Origin of the sequence: Magnetospirillum sp. ME-1, assembly GCF_002105535.1 — a bacterium.
GTDB lineage: Bacteria > Pseudomonadota > Alphaproteobacteria > Rhodospirillales > Magnetospirillaceae > Phaeospirillum.
This window is the reverse complement of sequence record NZ_CP015848.1, coordinates 2629595-2645192: the sequence shown is the minus strand read 5'-3', so window position 1 is coordinate 2645192 and position 15598 is coordinate 2629595. Positions and strand designations below refer to the sequence as shown.

Genomic DNA, 15598 nt, shown 5'->3' with positions numbered 1-15598 from the left:
TTGCAGCGCATAATCCGTCAGTGGCACTGTCCAAATTGGAATGGGTCCAATGGGTCTGGAAGTGAATGAGCGGCGACGTCGTAGCCTTTTCCCGCAGTGACGATGATCTCGGCGGCTATCGTTCGCTGTTCGAGAACGCCGTCGAGGGCATCTACCGCACCACCCCGGACGGGCGTTATCTCGACGCCAATCCGGCGCTGGCGCGGATCTACGGCTACAAGGACCCGGCCGAGCTGATCGCCGGGCTGACCGACATCGCCCGCTCGCTGTACGTCGACCCGTCCGACCGCGAACGCTTCCGCGAAATCCTGGCCCGCGATTCGGTGGTGCGCAATTTCGAGGCGCGGGTGTGGACCCATGACGGCGAAATCATCTGGATCGCCGAGAACGCGCGGGCCGTGTATGACGCTCGCGGCCGGCTGGTGTGCTACGAAGGCACCGTCCAGGACATCACGGCGCGCAAGACCGCCGAGGATTCGCTGCGCCTCGCCGCCACGGTGTTCGAGACGGTGGGCGAAGCCATCGTGGTCACCGACCGCGAGCGGCGTATCCTGGCGGTCAACGATTCCTTCGAGCGCATGACCGGCTGGAGCGCCGCCGAGGTCATCGGCCAGCCCTGCGATCTGCTGGCGGTCGAGATGATCGGCAACCGCGAGATCGAGGAGATGTGGCGTCTGGCCGCCGCCAGCGGCCAGTGGTCGGGCGAGACCTGGACGCGGCGCAAGGACTCCGAACCCTTTCCCGCCGCCCTGGCGCTGACCGCTGTGGACCAGGGCGCCGATGGGCGCTTCGTGCTGCTGCTGCGCGACATCACCCGCAAGCGGCGCGACGAGCAGCGCATCCGCTTCCACGCCAGCCACGACGCCCTGACCCGCCTGCCCAACCGCCACACGGTGATGGAAGCCCTGGGCGAGGCCATCGTGCGGGCCGAGCAGACCGGCGAGCGTCTGGCCGTGCTCTATCTCGACGTCAACCGCTTCAAGGACATCAACGACAGCTACGGCCACGCGGTGGGCGACGAGCTGCTGCGCCAGGTGGCGCGGCGCCTCAAGGCCTGCGTGCGGGCCAGCGACGTCATCGGGCGGCTGGGCGGTGACGAGTTCGTCATGCTGCTGCCCAGCGTCGGCGACCATTCGGCGGCCCAGGCCTGCGCCGGCAAGGTGCTCTATGCCTTCGCCGAGCCCTTCGACATCGATGGATTGCAGCTGTTCGCCGGCACCTCCATCGGCATCGCGCTGTTTCCCGACGACGCCGACGGGGCGGAAAGCCTGCTGTCGCGGGCCGACGCCGCCATGTACCACGCCAAGCGCGGCGGCCTGCCCTATAGCTGTTTCGATATGGAAATGGACCGCCAGGTGGCGGAGCGGGTCAGCCTGGAGAACGATCTGCGCCTGGCACTGGGCGAGGACCAGTTCCGCCTGGTGTTCCAGCCCAAGGTGGACGCCCTGTCGGGCGTCATCGTCGGGGCCGAGGCCCTGATCCGCTGGCGCCATCCCGTACGGGCCGACGTGTCGCCCGGCCTGTTCATTCCCGTCGCCGAGCGGGCCGGGCTGATCGGCGCCATCGACGACTGGGTGCTGGGCGCGGCCTGCCGTCAGGTGGCCGAATGGCGGGCCTTTGGCCTGATCCTGCCGTCCATCAGCGTGAACCTGTCGCCGGCCCAGTTCCACGACGGGCGCCTGCAGGACAAGGTGAAGGCGGCGCTGGCCGATTCGGGCCTGCCGCCCCAGGTGCTGGAGCTGGAAATCACCGAGACCATGATGGCCAGCGACGTGGACCGCGCCATCGAGATTCTCGGCCAGCTGACCACGCTGGGGGTCCGGGTGTCGCTGGACGATTTCGGCACCGGCTATTCCTCGCTGGCCTATCTCAAGCTGTTTCCGGTCTCGACGCTGAAGATCGACCGCGCCTTCGTCACCGAATTGCCGGGCAATTCCAAGGACGGCGCCATCATCGCCTCGATCATCGCGCTGGCCGGCAATCTGGGCTTTTCCGTCATCGCCGAGGGCGTCGAGACCCGCGACCAGGCCGCCTTCCTGGCGGCGCGCGGCTGTCCGGTGATGCAGGGCTTCCTGTTCTCGCGCCCGGTGAATGCGGAGACTTTCGCCGGATTGCTGGCCAATCCGGACGGGCTGATCCGCCTGTAGCGGAGTATCTTAGGGTTCCGAATCCAGGTAATGGAATGGTTGCCGGCGCCTCTACGTCCCTCGTCATGCCCGCGCAGGCGGGCATCCATCTTTCCGCAGGCACCGTTTCGAGCCGAAATTACGGTGCGGTCCGACCATGGATGCCCGCCTGCGCGGGCATGACGATGAAATTCAACCGTTTCTCAATCTGAGTTCAGAGCTCCGCGGCGTCTTCGTACCCGCTTGTGTTGGTCCCGGCTCCAGCCTATAAGAAATAAATCTTTTCCGGTGCTTGCAGACCATGCTGATCACCTGCCCCGCCTGCGCGACCAACTTCTCCATTCCCGACAGCGCGCTCGGAACCTCCGGGCGCAAGCTGAAATGCGCCAAGTGCGCCCACAAGTGGTTCCAGACGCCGCTGCCCATGGACGACGACACCGACCTGGATCTGGCCGGACCGTCCTTCGCACCGCCCGAGCCGCCCATGCCGGATTTTTCCAAGGTGTCGGCCTTCAATCCGGTCAAGGACGATACGGTGTTCGATGCGCCGCGTCCCTCGGCGGCGGCGGCCGACGACGATTTCGACCTGGATGCTCCGCCGGTTCCCTCCTTCGCCAACCGCCTGCCCCCCGACGAAGGCATGGAGCGGGCCGGCGAGATCGATCTGATGGATGACGGTCCCCAGCCGGTGCCCGAGCTGTTCTCCACCGCGGCGAGCGAGGGCAAGAAGGGCACGGGCATGCTGTGGGTGCTGCTGGTCCTCTTGATCCTGGGCGGATTGGGCGGTGCCGGCTATTACTTCCAGGACCATCTGGTCGAGGCGGTGCCCGAGGCCGGGGAATTGCTGGGCCAGGCGGGTCTGCGGCGGGAAAAGCCCGGCGCCGGGCTGGAACTGCGCAAGGCCGGCACGCCGGAACGCTTCGTCCACAACGATACCGACGTGCTGGTGGTGCGCGGCATCATCGCCAACGTCACCGACCGCGCCCGGCCGGTGCCGACCATGAAGCTGGTGCTGATGGACCGCAACAAGCAGGCGGTCCAGGAAAAGCTGTCGCAGCCGCCGGTTACCGAACTGGCCTCCCAGGGCACGGTCAGCTTCAAGATTATGCTGGAACGGCCCGACCCCAACGCCGTCGAGGTGGTGGTGGTCTTCGTCGACGCCGCCGAGGGCAAGCCCGCCATGGCGCCGCCGCCGGTTCCGGCCGCCCCGGCTCCGGCTCCGGCCCCCGCACCGGTCGTTCCGCCCGCTCCGGCGGCGGATACGGCCCCCGTGGCCCCTGCGGCTCCCGCCGCCCCGCCCGCCGAGACCAAGCCCGCCGAGGCGAAGTAGTTTTAAAACAGGAGAGGGTTCGGGAGGCTCGCCTCCCGACGGGGGGATCGGGGCGCGAGCCCCGCTGATATTCCGTCCCCTCAGAACGGCTTCAGCAAGCGCTTGAGATAGTCCTTCTCCGGCTCCGGCCGGTGCGGATCGCCGGAACGCCGCCGCAATTCCTGCAGGATTTCCCGCGCCCGCATGGTGTCGGAACGGCCGGGCACCTTGGTGCGGCCGTCATCGGCGAAGGTGGAGCCGTTCAGCATGCGGCCGAAGGGATCCCTGGGCAGCAAGGCGGGCGAGCCCTTGCCCCGGGCCGCCTCCATGCGCTCGATCATCTGGCGGGCACCGTCCTGCAGGCGTTTGACCGCCTCGGCCTGCTGCTCGGCGGCGTCGCCCCAATCGCCCTCGTCCAGGCTGGATTCGGCGCCGCGCATGGACCGTTCCGCCTCTGCAAGGAAATCGGGAGGCTGGTCCAGGGACTTGGCCAGCTGGTCCAGGGCCTGGCGCAGCGCCTTCTGCTCCTGGGCGGCCTTGCGGCCTTCGGCCCGGTCGGCCGGTGACGGCTTGCGGCGGGGGGCCTCTCCGTCCTGCTCCTCAGGGATAGGAGTCTTGCGGAAGCTCTTGTCCAGCAGGTCCTGCTGGCGGGCGGTCAGGTCTTTCAGGCGGCGCATGGCCTCGGCGGCGGCGGGGTCGCCCTTTTGCCCCCGCGCCCCCGATCCCATCTCGGCCATCAGCCGCGACATCTGCTCCAGGCGGCGGCGCAGCCCCTCGCGGTCGCCGGTCTCGGCCAGCCCGCGCAGCTGGTCCAGCATGTCGGACAGATCCATGGCCTGGGACCCGGATTCGGGGGGCAGCGAGGACTCGTCCAGGCCCAGCTCGGCCAGGGCGTTCATCCACTGCTCCAGGGCGGCTTCCAGCTCGTGGACCAGCCGGGACAGCTCGCCCGCCTCGGCCTTACCGGCCAGGGCGCGTTCCAGGCGGGTCCGCGCCTCCTCCAGGCGCTTCTCGGCGGCGGGCAGGCCGCCGTCCTCGAGGCGGGTGGCCGCGTACCACAGCAGCGAGCGCATGCGGTCGCGTTCGAAGCCGGGACCCATCAGCATGTGGCGGGTGACGGAGAGCGCCAGGAATACCCGCCGGTCGCCGCCGAAGGCCTGGGGCTCGTCGAGAATTTGCCGCAGCTCCTCGGCGATCTCGGGCCCCAGCCGGGGGGCGTCGCTCAAACGGCGGCGCCACTCCACCAGGGCGCGGGCCAGGGGGTGGCGGAACAGGCGCTCGGGCAGGGTCGTTTCGAAGGGCGGCGCTTCGCCCACCTGCCCGGCGCCGTCCTCGGCCTTCGGCGCCAGGCGCACCTTCCGCCCGGCCCAGTCATGGTCGGCCAGGTCGGCGCGCAGCGCCAGCCGGGCCTGGCGCACCCGTTCGCCCGGCAGCACCAGGTCGAGGCGCAGCGGCTCGGCCGCCTCGTCCAGGGGCTGGACCTCCACCCAGGCCCGCGCCAGGCCGTAATCGTCGCGGGCGTCCAGCTCCAGGGTGAGGCGGCCGCGCTCGTCGTCCTTGGGCGGCTGGGCAACCGTCACCTCGGGCGCAAGATCGGGACGGATGGAAATGGGCCAGGAGGCGGCGAGGCGCAGGCCCAGGCGGACGTCCAGGCTGGGCCCTTCCGTCACCGTCAGCTCGGCGCGGCCGTCATCTCCGAACGCCGCCGCTCCGCTTCCCGCCGACAGGGCGGAGCCGCCCCAGCCCCGCCACGAGGTCACGGCGCGGGCCAGGCTGCCGGCCGGGATTGCGACGGCGCCCTGGCCCGGCTTCAGCAGGGTCTGGCTGAGGCCGGTATAGGCCGGCGGCACGATCCACACCTCCATTGTGTCGGAGTCCAATGCCGGGCGGTGGGTATAGGGATCGACGGCGCGGGCCAGCCGGCCGGACAGGTCGGAGCGAGCCCCGGCGGCGGCGATGATCAGCAGCAACAGGGCGGCGAAGCGCAGGCCCAGAGGGTCCTTGAAGGGCAGCACCGGGTTGGGCCAGCCGGGCCGCAAGCGCCGGGCCTCCTGCTCCATGCGGGTGCGGTGGGCTTGCCACAAAGCCTCGTCGCCGGTGGCCAGATGGTCGGCAAGTGTGGAGAGCGGCTGGTGAGCGGCGCCGGAATCCCGTTCCAGCCGCCGTGCCGCCTCTTCGTCGGAAGGGCGCCGCACCCGCCAGGCCTTTCCCAGCAGGACAAGGATGGCGAGCGCGAAGGCGGGGGCCAGGGCGGCATGCAGCCAGAAGGGCAGCAACGGGCCCAGATCGAACAGGGCCAGCGCCAGGAACAGGGCCAGCAGGGACAGGGCCGCCGCCACCGGCGGCCACGCCCGCTCCCACAGCAGCGCGAGGCGGGCCAGACGCAGCTTGTGGGAGAGGGAGGTCATGATCAGGCTTTCATCGGGACCTGCCCCCCGGACCCTGACCTTTCAAAAGAAAGGGAGGTCCGGAGGCATGCCTCCGGGCGGGTTTGGGCGGCAGCCCAATCAGCCATCGCTCAACCAGCCGGGCAGGCTTTCCAGCGACCGCATGTCCTCATAGCTGGGCCGGGCGCGGATCACCGCGTAGCCGCCCCCCTTGACCAGCACTTCCGGAATCAGCGGCCTAGTGTTGTAGGTGGACGACATGGCGGCGCCATAGGCCCCGGCGGTGCCGAAGGCCAGCAGGTCGCCGGCCCGCATGGGGGGCAGGCGGCGCTGGCGCGCGAAGGTGTCGCCGGTCTCGCAGACCGGGCCGACCACGTCGGCTTCGGCCAGGACGGCGCCGGCCTTGGGCTCGGCCACCGGGAAGATGGAGTGGTAGGCGTCGTAGAGCGAGGGCCGCGCCAGATCGTTCATGGCGGCATCGACGATCAGGAAGGTGCGCGTGCTGCCCTCCTTCACCCGGATGATGGACGACACCATGATGCCGGCATTGCCCACCAGCAGGCGGCCGGGCTCGAAGACGAAGCGGCAGCCGAGGTCGCCCAGGGTCTCCCTGATCACCTGGGCATAGGCCTTGGGCTCGGGCGGGGTCTCGTCGTCATAGGGCACGCCCAGGCCGCCGCCCAGGTCCAGGCGGCGGATGTCGATGCCGTCGGCCCTGAGCATGGCCACCAGATCGCGGACCCGGATGAAGGCTTCGCGGAAAGGGGCAAGCTCGGTCAGCTGCGAGCCGATGTGGCAGGCGATGGCCACCGGCTCGACGCCCGGCAGCGTATGCGCGCGGGCATAGACCTCGCGGGCCCGCGTCCATTCGATGCCGAACTTGTTTTCCTTCTTGCCGGTGGTGATCTTGGCGTGGGTGCCGGCGTCCACATCCGGGTTGACCCGGATGGCGATGGGCATCACCTGGCCGCGTGCCGCCGCGATCTCGGACAGCATCTCCAGCTCGGGCTCGGATTCCACGTTGATCTGGAAGATGCCCTTGGCCACGGCGAATTCCAGCTCGTGCCGGGTCTTGCCCACGCCCGAGAACACGATGCGGGCCGGCGGCACCCCGGCGGCCAGGGCCTGGCGCAGCTCGCCCTCGCTGACCACGTCGGCGCCTGCCCCTAATTGAGCAAAGGTGCGGACCACCGCCACGTTGGGATTGGATTTGAGGGCGAAGCAGATGGTGGAGTCCAGCCCGGCGGCGGCAAGCGCCTCGGCGAACACGGTGTAGTGCCGTTCCAGCGTCTTGGTGGAGTAGCAATAGAACGGCGTGCCGACCTCGCGGGCGATGCGGGCGATGGCGACGTCCTCGGCGAACAGCTCGCCGTTCGAGTAATGGAAGTGGTTCATCGGTGTTCCTGAAGGCCGGTCAGTAGGCGGAATTGGTGGTCGGATCGGGGGTCTTTTTCTTCGGTTCCGCCGGCAGGGGGGTATAGGGGTAGTCGCGGGGATAGACCGCGTCGTCGGGCCGCTCGGGCATGCCCTTGCGGCCGCAGGCGGCCAGGGCGACGACCAGGGCGACCACCAGGATGGAGCGCATCATCATTTGACGTCCTCCTTCAGGCGCAGACGGGCCGCCGCCACCGCTTCGCGCACCCGGGCCGGCGCGGTGCCGCCCAGGCTGGTGCGGCTGTTGACCGAGGAATCCACCGACAGCACGGCGCGGGCCTCCTCGGTGATGCCGGGCTCGATTTCCCGCATCTCGGCCAGGGTCAGGTCTTCCAGGCCGCAATTCTTGCCCTCGGCCAGCTTGACCAGGGAACCGGCCACGTGGTGGGCGCGGCGGAACGGCATCTTGAGCGCGCGCACGCACCAGTCGGCGATGTCGGTGGCGGTGGTGAAGCCCGCCCCGGCGGCGGCGCGCAGGGTGTCGACGTTGACCGTCATGTCACGCACCATGCCGGTCATGGCGGCGATGGCCAGCTCCATGGTGTCGGCCACCTCGAACACCGGCTCCTTGTCGTCCTGCATGTCCTTGGAATAGGCCAGCGGCAGGCCCTTCATGACGATCAAGAGGGCGTTGAGGTCGCCGATCACCCGGCCGGTCTTGGCGCGGATCAGCTCGGCGGCGTCGGGGTTGCGCTTTTGCGGCATGATGGACGAGCCGGTGGTGAAGGCGTCCGACAGGGTGACGAAGCGGAACTGGGCCGATGTCCAGATCACCAGCTCCTCGGCCAGACGCGACAGATGCACGGCGCAGATGGCGCTGGCCGACATGAATTCCAGGGCGAAATCGCGGTCGGACACGCCGTCCAACGAATTGCGCATCGGGCGTGCGAAGCCCAGTTCCCTGGCGGTGGCCTCGCGGTCGATGGGAAACGAGGTGCCGGCCAGGGCGGCCGAGCCCAGCGGGCATTCGTTGAGCCGCGCCCGGGCATCCCGGAGGCGCGAGCGGTCGCGCGAGATCATCTCCACATAGGCCATCATGTGGTGGCCGAAGGTCACCGGCTGGGCGGTCTGCAGATGGGTGAAGCCGGGCATCACCGTGGCGGCGTGCTCCTCGGCGCGGTCGAGCAGGGCGCTGAGCAGCTCGTGCAGCGCGCCGTCCATGCCGTCCATGGCGTCACGCACCCACAGGCGGAAATCGGTGGCCACCTGATCATTCCTGGACCGCGCCGTGTGTAGCCGCCCGGCCGCCTCGCCGATCAGCTCGGCCAGACGGGATTCCACGTTCATGTGGATGTCCTCGAGCGCGTGACTGAAGGGGAAGTCGCCCGCCTCGATCTCGGCCAGCACCTTGTCCAGCCCTTCGAGGATCAGCACGCCGTCGGCTTGCGTCAGGATCTGCTGCTTGACCAGCATGCGGCAATGGGCCTTGGAGCCCCGGATGTCCTGGGCATAGAGCCGCTTGTCGAAATCGATGGAGGCGTTGATCCGCTGCATGATGGCGGCGGGGCCGCCGGCGAACCGCCCGCCCCACATGGAGGACGCGGCCTTGGTCTTGTCGGTGTCGGTCATGAAAGCCCTGGTGAAAGCGCGAGAGTTAAGGAATTTTGCGCCAACCTACACCCTTCGGGCCGGGGCTGGAAGACTTGGCCGTCAATGAGCCTCGGTCAGGCGGCAGGCATGCCCGTCACTGCCATGTTCCAGCTGGATGGTGGCGTGGCCGATGCCGAAACGGTGTTCCAGCTGGTCGGCCAGCCGGTGCAGGAAGGAATCGTCCCCGGGCATCCGCTCCATCACCAGATGGACGGTCAGCGCCGCCCGGCTGGTGGACAGCGGCCAGACATGCAGGTCATGCAGCCCGCCGACGCCCTCCTGGCCGGCCAGGAAATGCTCGACCGCGTCCAGATCGATGGCGGCCGGCACCGCGTCCAGGCTGAGATTCACCGATTCCTTCAGGAGCGACAGGCTGCTCCAGGCGATGATCACGGCGATGCCGAGGCTGATGGCCGGGTCCAGCCACCACCAGCCGGTCAGCCCGATCAGCAGGGCGGCTACCACCACCGCCGCCGACACCGCGGCGTCGCCGACCATGTGCAGGAAGGCGCCGCGAAGATTGAGGTCGCCGCTTGCCCCCTTCATGAACAACAGGGCGGTACCGGTGTTGACCACGATGCCCAGCGCCGCCACCGCCATGACCACGCCGCCTTGCACCGGCTGGGGATGGCCGAAGCGGCCGATCGCTTCCCAGCCGATGCCGCCCACCGCCAGCAGCAGGGCCAGGGCGTTGATCAGCGAGGCCCAGATGGTGGCGCGGCCCAGTCCGTAGGTGCGCCGGTGGCTGGCGGCGCGGCGCTCGAGGCCGCTGGCCGCCCAGGCCAGAACCAGGGCCAGCACGTCGGAGAGGTTGTGGCCGGCATCGGCCAGCAGGGCCAGGGAATTGGCCGCCACCCCCCACCAGGCTTCCAGCCCGACGAAGCCCAGGTTCAGCGCGATGCCGAGCGCGAAGGCGCGGTCGTGCCGGGCCGGGCCGTGGGCATGGCCATGATCATGGTGGTGGTGATGGTGACCGCTCATGCAACCTCCGTCCCGGCAGGATGAAGGCTTTATCGGGGGGAAGGTCAAGGGTAGAGTGCGAAAGCCTCAACATCTTGTGGTCCGTCCCGATGCCCCATCCCGACAGAATGATCCGCGCATGAGCCGGTCCTGGCTTTCCGGGTTCGAGGCCTATGGCGAGAAGCGGGTGGTGATGGTGCTGCTGCTGGGGTTTTCCAGCGGATTGCCCTTGCTGCTCACCTTCTCGACCCTGTCGGCCTGGCTGAAGGGCGAGGGCATCTCGCGCACCGCCATCGGCATCTTCGCCCTGGTGGGCACGCCCTATGCGCTGAAATTCCTGTGGTCGCCGCTGATCGACCGGTTGCCGCTTCCCGTCCTGACCCATTGGCTGGGGCGGCGGCGGTCGTGGGGGCTGGTGATCCAGGCCCTGCTGATCGTCTTCATCCTGGGTCTGGGCTCCACCGATCCGGTGAAGCAGATTTGGCTGACGGCAACCCTGTCGGTGGTGGTGGCGTTTCTTTCGGCCAGCCAGGACATCGTCATCGACGCCTATCGCGTGGAAATCCTGGACGACAGCCAGCAGGGCCCGGGCGCCGGCGCGGTTCAGGCCGGTTATCGTCTGGCCATGCTGGCCGCCGGGGCGGGCGCGTTGCTGGTGGCCGAGCATTTCGGCTGGTTCGCCGCCTACGCCACCATGGCGGCATTGCTGGGCGTGGGCATGGCGGTATTCCTGCTGGGGCCGGAGCCCGAGGTGAAGACCTCGGCGGCGACGCTGGAGCGCGAGCGGCGCGCCGCCGATTACCTGGCGGCGCGGCCCCATTTGCGGGGCACGCCGGCCAAGGTGGCGGCGTGGCTTTACGGCGCGGTGGTCTGCCCCTTCGCCGATTTCATGGCGCGGCCCGCCTGGTGGGCGGTGCTGCTGTTCATCATCGGCTACAAGATGGGCGAGGCCATGGCGGGCGCCATGGCCAACACGCTGTATATCGAGATGGGCTTCGCCCTGTCCGAGATCGCCTATGTCAGCAAGGTGTTCGGCTTCGGCGCCACGGTGGCCGGCACGGTGATCGGCGGCGCGCTGATCGCGCGGCTTGGCGTGATGCGGGCGTTGCTGGTCTTCGGCGTGCTGCAGTCGCTGGGCAACCTGTTCTACGTGGTCCAGGCCCTGGCCGGCCACAATGTCTGGGCGCTCGCGGTTTGCGTGGCGGCCGAGAACCTGACCGCCGGCATGGCCGGTTCGGCCATGGTCGCCTACCTCTCGGGCCTGTGCAATCTGGCCTATACCGCCACCCAATACGCTTTGCTGTCGTCGCTTACCGCCGTGGGCCGCACCCTGTTCGCCTCGGCCAGCGGCAAGCTGGCCGACATGTTCGGCTGGGTGGATTTCTTCCTGATGACCACGGTGGTGACCCTGCCCGCCTTGCTGATTCTGCCCTGGTTGATGAAGCAGCAGGGCCGGGTTGCGTCCAAGCCCGGTTGAAAGTGGACGCCCGAGGCCTCATTGTCAGGTTTTAGGAACGGTTCCAAGTGTCGGGGGCGGAATGCGCATCGGCGTTCCCAAGGAGATCAAGAGTCATGAATACCGGGTGGGGCTGACGCCCGGCTCGGTGCGTGAGCTTGTCCACCACGGCCACAAGGTGACGGTGGAAACCCAGGCCGGGGCGGGCATCGGCTGCTCCGACGCCGCCTATCGCGCCGCCGGGGCCGAGATCGCCGCCACCCCCGCCGAGGTGTTCGGCCTCGCCGAGTTGGTGGTCAAGGTCAAGGAGCCGCAGGCGGTGGAATTCCCCCTGCTGCGCTCAGGCCAGATTCTCTTCACCTATCTCCATCTCGCCCCCGATCCGGCCCAGACCAGGGCACTGGTGGACTCCGGCGTCTCGGCCATCGCCTACGAGACGGTGACCGATGCCAACGGCCGCCTGCCGCTGCTGGCGCCCATGTCCGAGGTGGCGGGGCGCATGTCCATCCAGGTGGGCGCCCATTGCCTGGAGAAGGAGCAGGGCGGCTCGGGCGTGCTGCTGGGCGGCGTGCCCGGCGTGGCCCCGGCCAAGGTGGTGGTGCTGGGCGGCGGCGTGGTGGGCTCCAACGCCACCCGCATGGCGGTGGGCCTGGGGGCGCGCGTGGTGGTTCTCGACCGCTCGCTCACCCGTCTGGCCCAGATCGACGAATTGCTGCTCAACACGGTGGAGACCGCCTACGCCACCATGGACAATATCGAGCACCACGTGCTGGAGGCCGATCTGCTGATCGGTGCCGTGCTGGTGCCGGGCGCCAGCGCGCCGCGTCTGGTCGGCCGCGAGTTGGTGGCCGCCATGCGTCCCGGCTCGGTGGTGGTGGACGTGGCCATCGACCAGGGCGGCTGCATCGCCACCTCGCGCCCCACAACCCATGCCGCGCCCACTTATCTCGACGAAGGTGTGGTACATTACTGCGTCACCAACATGCCGGGCGCGGTGGCGCGCACCTCGGCCTTCGCGTTGAACAACGCCACGCTGCCGTTCGTCCTGGCCCTGGCCGACAAGGGTCTGGTCCAGGCGCTTTCCTCTGACCCGCATTTCCGCGCGGGTCTCAACGTTCACCAGGGCAGCGTCACCCACGCCGCCGTGGCCCGGGATCTCGGCTACGCCCACGTGGCGCCCGAGACAGCCCTTTCCTCTCCTTAAGGGAAACAAAGCACAAATGGACCTCAAGAAGATCCCAATCGGCAAGAATCCGCCCCGCGACGTCAACGTCATCATCGAGATCCCGCTGCGCGGCGATCCCGTCAAGTACGAGATCTGCAAGGAATCGGGCGCCATGTACGTGGACCGCTTCCTCAACACCGCCATGTACTATCCGGTGAATTACGGCTTCGTGCCCCACACCCTGTCGGCCGACGGCGATCCGGTGGACGTCATGGTGGTGGGCCGCATTCCGGTGGCGGTGGGCTCGGTGATGCGCTCGCGTCCCATCGGCGTGCTGCTGATGGAAGACGAGGCCGGCATGGACGAGAAGATCCTGGCCGTGCCCCATTCCAAGCTGCACCCGTTCTATGACGGCGTCACCACCTACGAGGATCTGCCCAAGATCCTGGTGCAGCAGATCGAGCACTTCTTCGTCCACTACAAGGACCTGGAAGTGGGCAAGTGGGTTCAGCTGAAGGGCTGGGGCGGGCCGGAGCGCGCCGCCCAGATCATTCAGGAATCCATCGACCGCGCCATCGCGGCCAAGCCGAAGAAGAAGTAGGCCGTCCCTCCCGCCGAGGGTCCGACCGACGCGACGCCGTCCCCATCGGGGGCGGCGTTTGCGTTTGTCTCAGCGATGCTCGGCCATCTCCTCGGCATCGTCGAGGCATTGGCTGTGGAACACCATGTCGGTGGCCATGGCCGGGTCGAGGTGGGCGTGGACCTCCACATCCGCGATGGTGCGGGCGATATACCGTCCCAGCTCCATCAGGTAGTCCGGACCGTTGACGGTCAGCGGGGCGTAATTGACTTGGCGGCTGAGTCCCAGATCGACGATGAGCATGACGGCCTCCCTGTTCACCATGAAGGCAGGATAGCCCCAGCTCGAAAGTATAAGCAGCGGGTTTCGCGAAGGCGAGGCCTGCGCCTATAGTATAGTTTTCAAATCGCTGACAATTTTATCGTATTTGACTACGCCGTCGCCGCCGCCTTGCGGCCGATACGGTCATAGGCCTGTCCCACCCGCATCAGGCAGATGGAGCGGTCGGCCTGCTCGCCGTTGATGGTGGCCAGCACCAGCTTGGCGATGCCGGTGTAGGTGGCGACTTCCGGGTCGGCGGCGAAGACCATGGGGAAGGCGGTGATCACCGCCCGGGCCTCGTCCAGTTCGGGCCCGAACAGGTTGCGGCCCATCACCTTGTAGCAGTCCAGCAGGCGTTCCACCGAGCCCAGCACCGCGTCCATGTGCAGGCGGCGGCGCAGGGCCTCGCGCAGTTGCACCGCCAGTTCGCGGGGCCGGCGCGCCAGCTCGGCGGGAATGAAGGGACGCTTGGCCACCATGGCGCTCTTGTCGCGGGCCGAACCGACGCAGACGGCGTGGAACTGGGCGAGACGGAAGCTGGTGTCGCCGCAGCGGGTGAACATCATCATCACCAGCGTGTCGGTGAGGAAGTTGGTAAAGGATTTGTCGGCGGCCTTCAGGCGTTCGGTCAGGAAGCCGCTGGTGGTGTCCTCGTGCCCGGCCAGGCCGATCAGCTCGTCGCGGGTTTGGGCGAACAGCCGGGTGTTGAAGTTGAGCAGGGTGCGCAGGAACTGGAAATCGGCGGCGTCGGGCAGGTTCAGCCCGGCCTGGGCGGCACCGTTGCGGAACTCGCCGATCAGGTCCATGGCCTCGATCTCGGCGGGCTCCAGCTTGTAGGGCGGCGGCACCTTGACCTTGACCCGCTTGGTGGTGGTGACCTTGCCCAGCGCGAATTCGACGCCGAGAAGATTGTAGGTGCGCGGCCGGGTGACCGGCATCTCGACCATCCTGAAGCCTTCGTTGCCTTCGTTGCCGGTCCTGGCGATGGCCGCCTGCTTGGCCTCGGCCGCCTTGTGGTGGGTGGCCAGCTTGGCGAGCGTCTCGTCCACCACCTTCAATACCAGTTCGCGCACCTCCTCCCAGAAGGCGGCCTGGCGGTCGGGTTTGGTCAGCACGTCGTGGTCGATGCGCGACAGCACCCGCTTTTCCAGCCCGTCGCGGCAGCGGCGCAGGACGGGTCCGGCGAGGAAGGCCCGCGCGATGCTGGCGAAGCCCGGCACGAACAGGAAGAACGGCTGGTCCAGGCACCAGGCCGCCGAGGGAATGGCCGGCAGCGGCACCCGCATCAGGGCCAGGCGCTTTTCCAGCGCGTCGCCCAGCTGGGTGGCGACGAAGGCCTCGGCATGGGTGAAGGCGTAATCGTCGGCGCCCTGGGGCAGGGGCGGCGGCATTTCCATGGGCAGGTCGGCGGCGCGGCGCAGCGGTACCGGGGCGGGGGCGGGTGCGGCGGCCGGCGCCTGCCGCGGCGGGATGCCGTGGATCTTCTGCCAGGCCAGGGCGATCTCGGGCCGCTTGGTGATCACCACCTGGATCACCTCGGCGGCCAGTTCCTTCTGCTCGGCGAAGGCCAGTCCGGGCAGCCCGGCGGCGAAGGCGTCCTGAATCACCGCCAGGAACTGGGCGTCGCCCTGACGGCGCAGCAGGGTGCGCAGCATCTCGGCCATGAAGCGCAACAGGTCGGGAGAGTTCTCCACCTTGCGCAGCCGGGCCAGAATGTCGTCCAGCAGCAGTTTCTGGTCGGCGGGCAGGGACTCGCTCATCACGGTTTCCAATTCTTCTCGATGGCCACCGCCGACACTGAATTCTTGGGAGAACCGTCGATGATCTTGTCGCTGTAGACCAGATAGACCAGCACGTCGCGCTTCTTATCGTGGAAGCGCACCACCTGCAGGGTCTTGAACAGCAGCGAGGTGTCCTTCTTGAACACCGTCTCGCCGTCCTTCAGGGTGCCCTCGATACGGATGGGCCCCACCTGACGGCAGGCGATGGACGCGTCCGAGGTGTCCTCGGCCAGGCCGACGCCGCCCTTGATCCCGCCGGTCTTGGCCCGGGACAGATAGCACGTGACCCCGGCCACCCGGGGGTCGTCGAAGGCTTCGACCACGATCTTGTCGTTGGGCCCCAGGGCCTTGAATACCGTCGAGACGCTGCCGATCTCCTCGGCGCCCAGCGGTCGGGCGGCAAGCATCAGCATCGAAATGGCGAAAAGGGCGGGGCGGGTGACCGTGATCATGGTATCGGCCGATAAGCTCCAGGGGGCGGACGGACTG

The 15598-nt window shown here is 68.3% G+C and carries 13 protein-coding genes; 5 read left to right on the top strand and 8 right to left on the bottom strand.

Annotated features, from left to right (window positions below; translation table 11 throughout):
* The first annotated feature begins 65 nt into the window (after positions 1–65).
* Complete coding sequence (locus WV31_RS12525) at positions 66–2147, top strand: putative bifunctional diguanylate cyclase/phosphodiesterase (RefSeq protein WP_085373873.1); 2082 nt, start codon at positions 66–68, stop codon at positions 2145–2147.
* Between the two features lie 280 nt (positions 2148–2427).
* Positions 2428–3456 carry a DUF3426 domain-containing protein gene (locus tag WV31_RS12520; protein ID WP_085375565.1) on the top strand — a complete coding sequence of 343 codons (1029 nt, stop codon included), beginning with the start codon at positions 2428–2430 and terminating at the stop codon, positions 3454–3456.
* Between the two features lie 80 nt (positions 3457–3536).
* Here the strand turns inward: WV31_RS12520 and WV31_RS12515 are convergent, their stop codons facing one another.
* From WV31_RS12515 to WV31_RS12500, 5 genes are all read right to left on the bottom strand, one after another.
* The gene (locus WV31_RS12515) at positions 3537–5843 is read right to left on the bottom strand and encodes a DUF4175 domain-containing protein (RefSeq protein ID WP_085373872.1); all 2307 of its coding nucleotides are present in this window, start codon (positions 5841–5843) and stop codon (positions 3537–3539) included.
* 99 nt (positions 5844–5942) lie between these two features.
* A complete protein-coding gene (gene lysA / locus WV31_RS12510) occupies positions 5943–7217 on the bottom strand; it encodes a diaminopimelate decarboxylase (protein ID WP_085373871.1) in 1275 nt (424 codons plus the stop codon).
* Between the two features lie 19 nt (positions 7218–7236).
* The gene (gene lptM / locus WV31_RS22130) at positions 7237–7413 is read right to left on the bottom strand and encodes an LPS translocon maturation chaperone LptM (protein WP_237051284.1); all 177 of its coding nucleotides are present in this window, start codon (positions 7411–7413) and stop codon (positions 7237–7239) included.
* A complete protein-coding gene (argH, locus tag WV31_RS12505) occupies positions 7410–8825 on the bottom strand; it encodes an argininosuccinate lyase (protein ID WP_085373870.1) in 1416 nt (471 codons plus the stop codon). Before argH ends, lptM begins: the two co-directional genes overlap by 4 nt.
* An 81-nt stretch (positions 8826–8906) precedes the next feature.
* A complete protein-coding gene (locus WV31_RS12500) occupies positions 8907–9827 on the bottom strand; it encodes a cation diffusion facilitator family transporter (RefSeq protein WP_085373869.1) in 921 nt (306 codons plus the stop codon).
* Between the two features lie 118 nt (positions 9828–9945).
* Here WV31_RS12500 and WV31_RS12495 point away from each other — a divergent pair, with 118 nt between their 5' ends.
* From WV31_RS12495 to ppa, 3 genes are all read left to right on the top strand, one after another.
* Complete coding sequence (locus WV31_RS12495; protein ID WP_085373868.1) at positions 9946–11283, top strand: AmpG family muropeptide MFS transporter; 1338 nt, start codon at positions 9946–9948, stop codon at positions 11281–11283.
* Between the two features lie 61 nt (positions 11284–11344).
* The gene (ald, locus tag WV31_RS12490; RefSeq protein ID WP_085373867.1) at positions 11345–12466 is read left to right on the top strand and encodes an alanine dehydrogenase; all 1122 of its coding nucleotides are present in this window, start codon (positions 11345–11347) and stop codon (positions 12464–12466) included.
* 16 nt (positions 12467–12482) lie between these two features.
* Positions 12483–13028 (top strand): inorganic diphosphatase, encoded by a 546-nt coding sequence (gene ppa, locus WV31_RS12485; protein ID WP_085373866.1) that lies wholly within the window; start codon positions 12483–12485, stop codon positions 13026–13028.
* Positions 13029–13097: 69 nt separating this feature from the next.
* On the opposite strand, the gene WV31_RS12480 is transcribed toward ppa, so the two are convergent.
* From WV31_RS12480 to WV31_RS12470, 3 genes are all read right to left on the bottom strand, one after another.
* Positions 13098–13310, bottom strand: a complete 213-nt coding sequence (locus tag WV31_RS12480; protein WP_085373865.1) for a hypothetical protein — start codon at positions 13308–13310, stop codon at positions 13098–13100.
* A gap of 128 nt (positions 13311–13438) precedes the next feature.
* Positions 13439–15088 carry a hypothetical protein gene (locus WV31_RS12475; protein ID WP_085373864.1) on the bottom strand — a complete coding sequence of 550 codons (1650 nt, stop codon included), beginning with the start codon at positions 15086–15088 and terminating at the stop codon, positions 13439–13441.
* Positions 15088–15561, bottom strand: coding sequence for a CreA family protein (locus tag WV31_RS12470; protein ID WP_085373863.1), 474 nt, complete (start codon positions 15559–15561; stop codon positions 15088–15090). Before WV31_RS12470 ends, WV31_RS12475 begins: the two co-directional genes overlap by 1 nt.
* Positions 15562–15598: the final 37 nt, after the last annotated feature.

What these genes read in the sequence shown, in the direction of transcription:
- WV31_RS12475 (WP_085373864.1), bottom strand. Translation starts at nt 15,088, where the DNA reads ATGAGCGAGTCCCTGCCCGCCGACCAGAAACTGCTGCTGGACGACATT.
- argH (WP_085373870.1), bottom strand. Translation starts at nt 8,825, where the DNA reads ATGACCGACACCGACAAGACCAAGGCCGCGTCCTCCATGTGGGGCGGG.
- WV31_RS12500 (WP_085373869.1), bottom strand. Translation starts at nt 9,827, where the DNA reads ATGAGCGGTCACCATCACCACCACCATGATCATGGCCATGCCCACGGC.
- WV31_RS12495 (WP_085373868.1), top strand. Translation starts at nt 9,946, where the DNA reads ATGAGCCGGTCCTGGCTTTCCGGGTTCGAGGCCTATGGCGAGAAGCGG.
- WV31_RS12525 (WP_085373873.1), top strand. Translation starts at nt 66, where the DNA reads ATGAGCGGCGACGTCGTAGCCTTTTCCCGCAGTGACGATGATCTCGGC.
- WV31_RS12515 (WP_085373872.1), bottom strand. Translation starts at nt 5,843, where the DNA reads ATGACCTCCCTCTCCCACAAGCTGCGTCTGGCCCGCCTCGCGCTGCTG.
- ald (WP_085373867.1), top strand. Translation starts at nt 11,345, where the DNA reads ATGCGCATCGGCGTTCCCAAGGAGATCAAGAGTCATGAATACCGGGTG.
- WV31_RS12520 (WP_085375565.1), top strand. Translation starts at nt 2,428, where the DNA reads ATGCTGATCACCTGCCCCGCCTGCGCGACCAACTTCTCCATTCCCGAC.
- WV31_RS12470 (WP_085373863.1), bottom strand. Translation starts at nt 15,561, where the DNA reads ATGATCACGGTCACCCGCCCCGCCCTTTTCGCCATTTCGATGCTGATG.
- lptM (WP_237051284.1), bottom strand. Translation starts at nt 7,413, where the DNA reads ATGATGATGCGCTCCATCCTGGTGGTCGCCCTGGTCGTCGCCCTGGCC.
- WV31_RS12480 (WP_085373865.1), bottom strand. Translation starts at nt 13,310, where the DNA reads ATGCTCATCGTCGATCTGGGACTCAGCCGCCAAGTCAATTACGCCCCG.
- lysA (WP_085373871.1), bottom strand. Translation starts at nt 7,217, where the DNA reads ATGAACCACTTCCATTACTCGAACGGCGAGCTGTTCGCCGAGGACGTC.
- ppa (WP_085373866.1), top strand. Translation starts at nt 12,483, where the DNA reads ATGGACCTCAAGAAGATCCCAATCGGCAAGAATCCGCCCCGCGACGTC.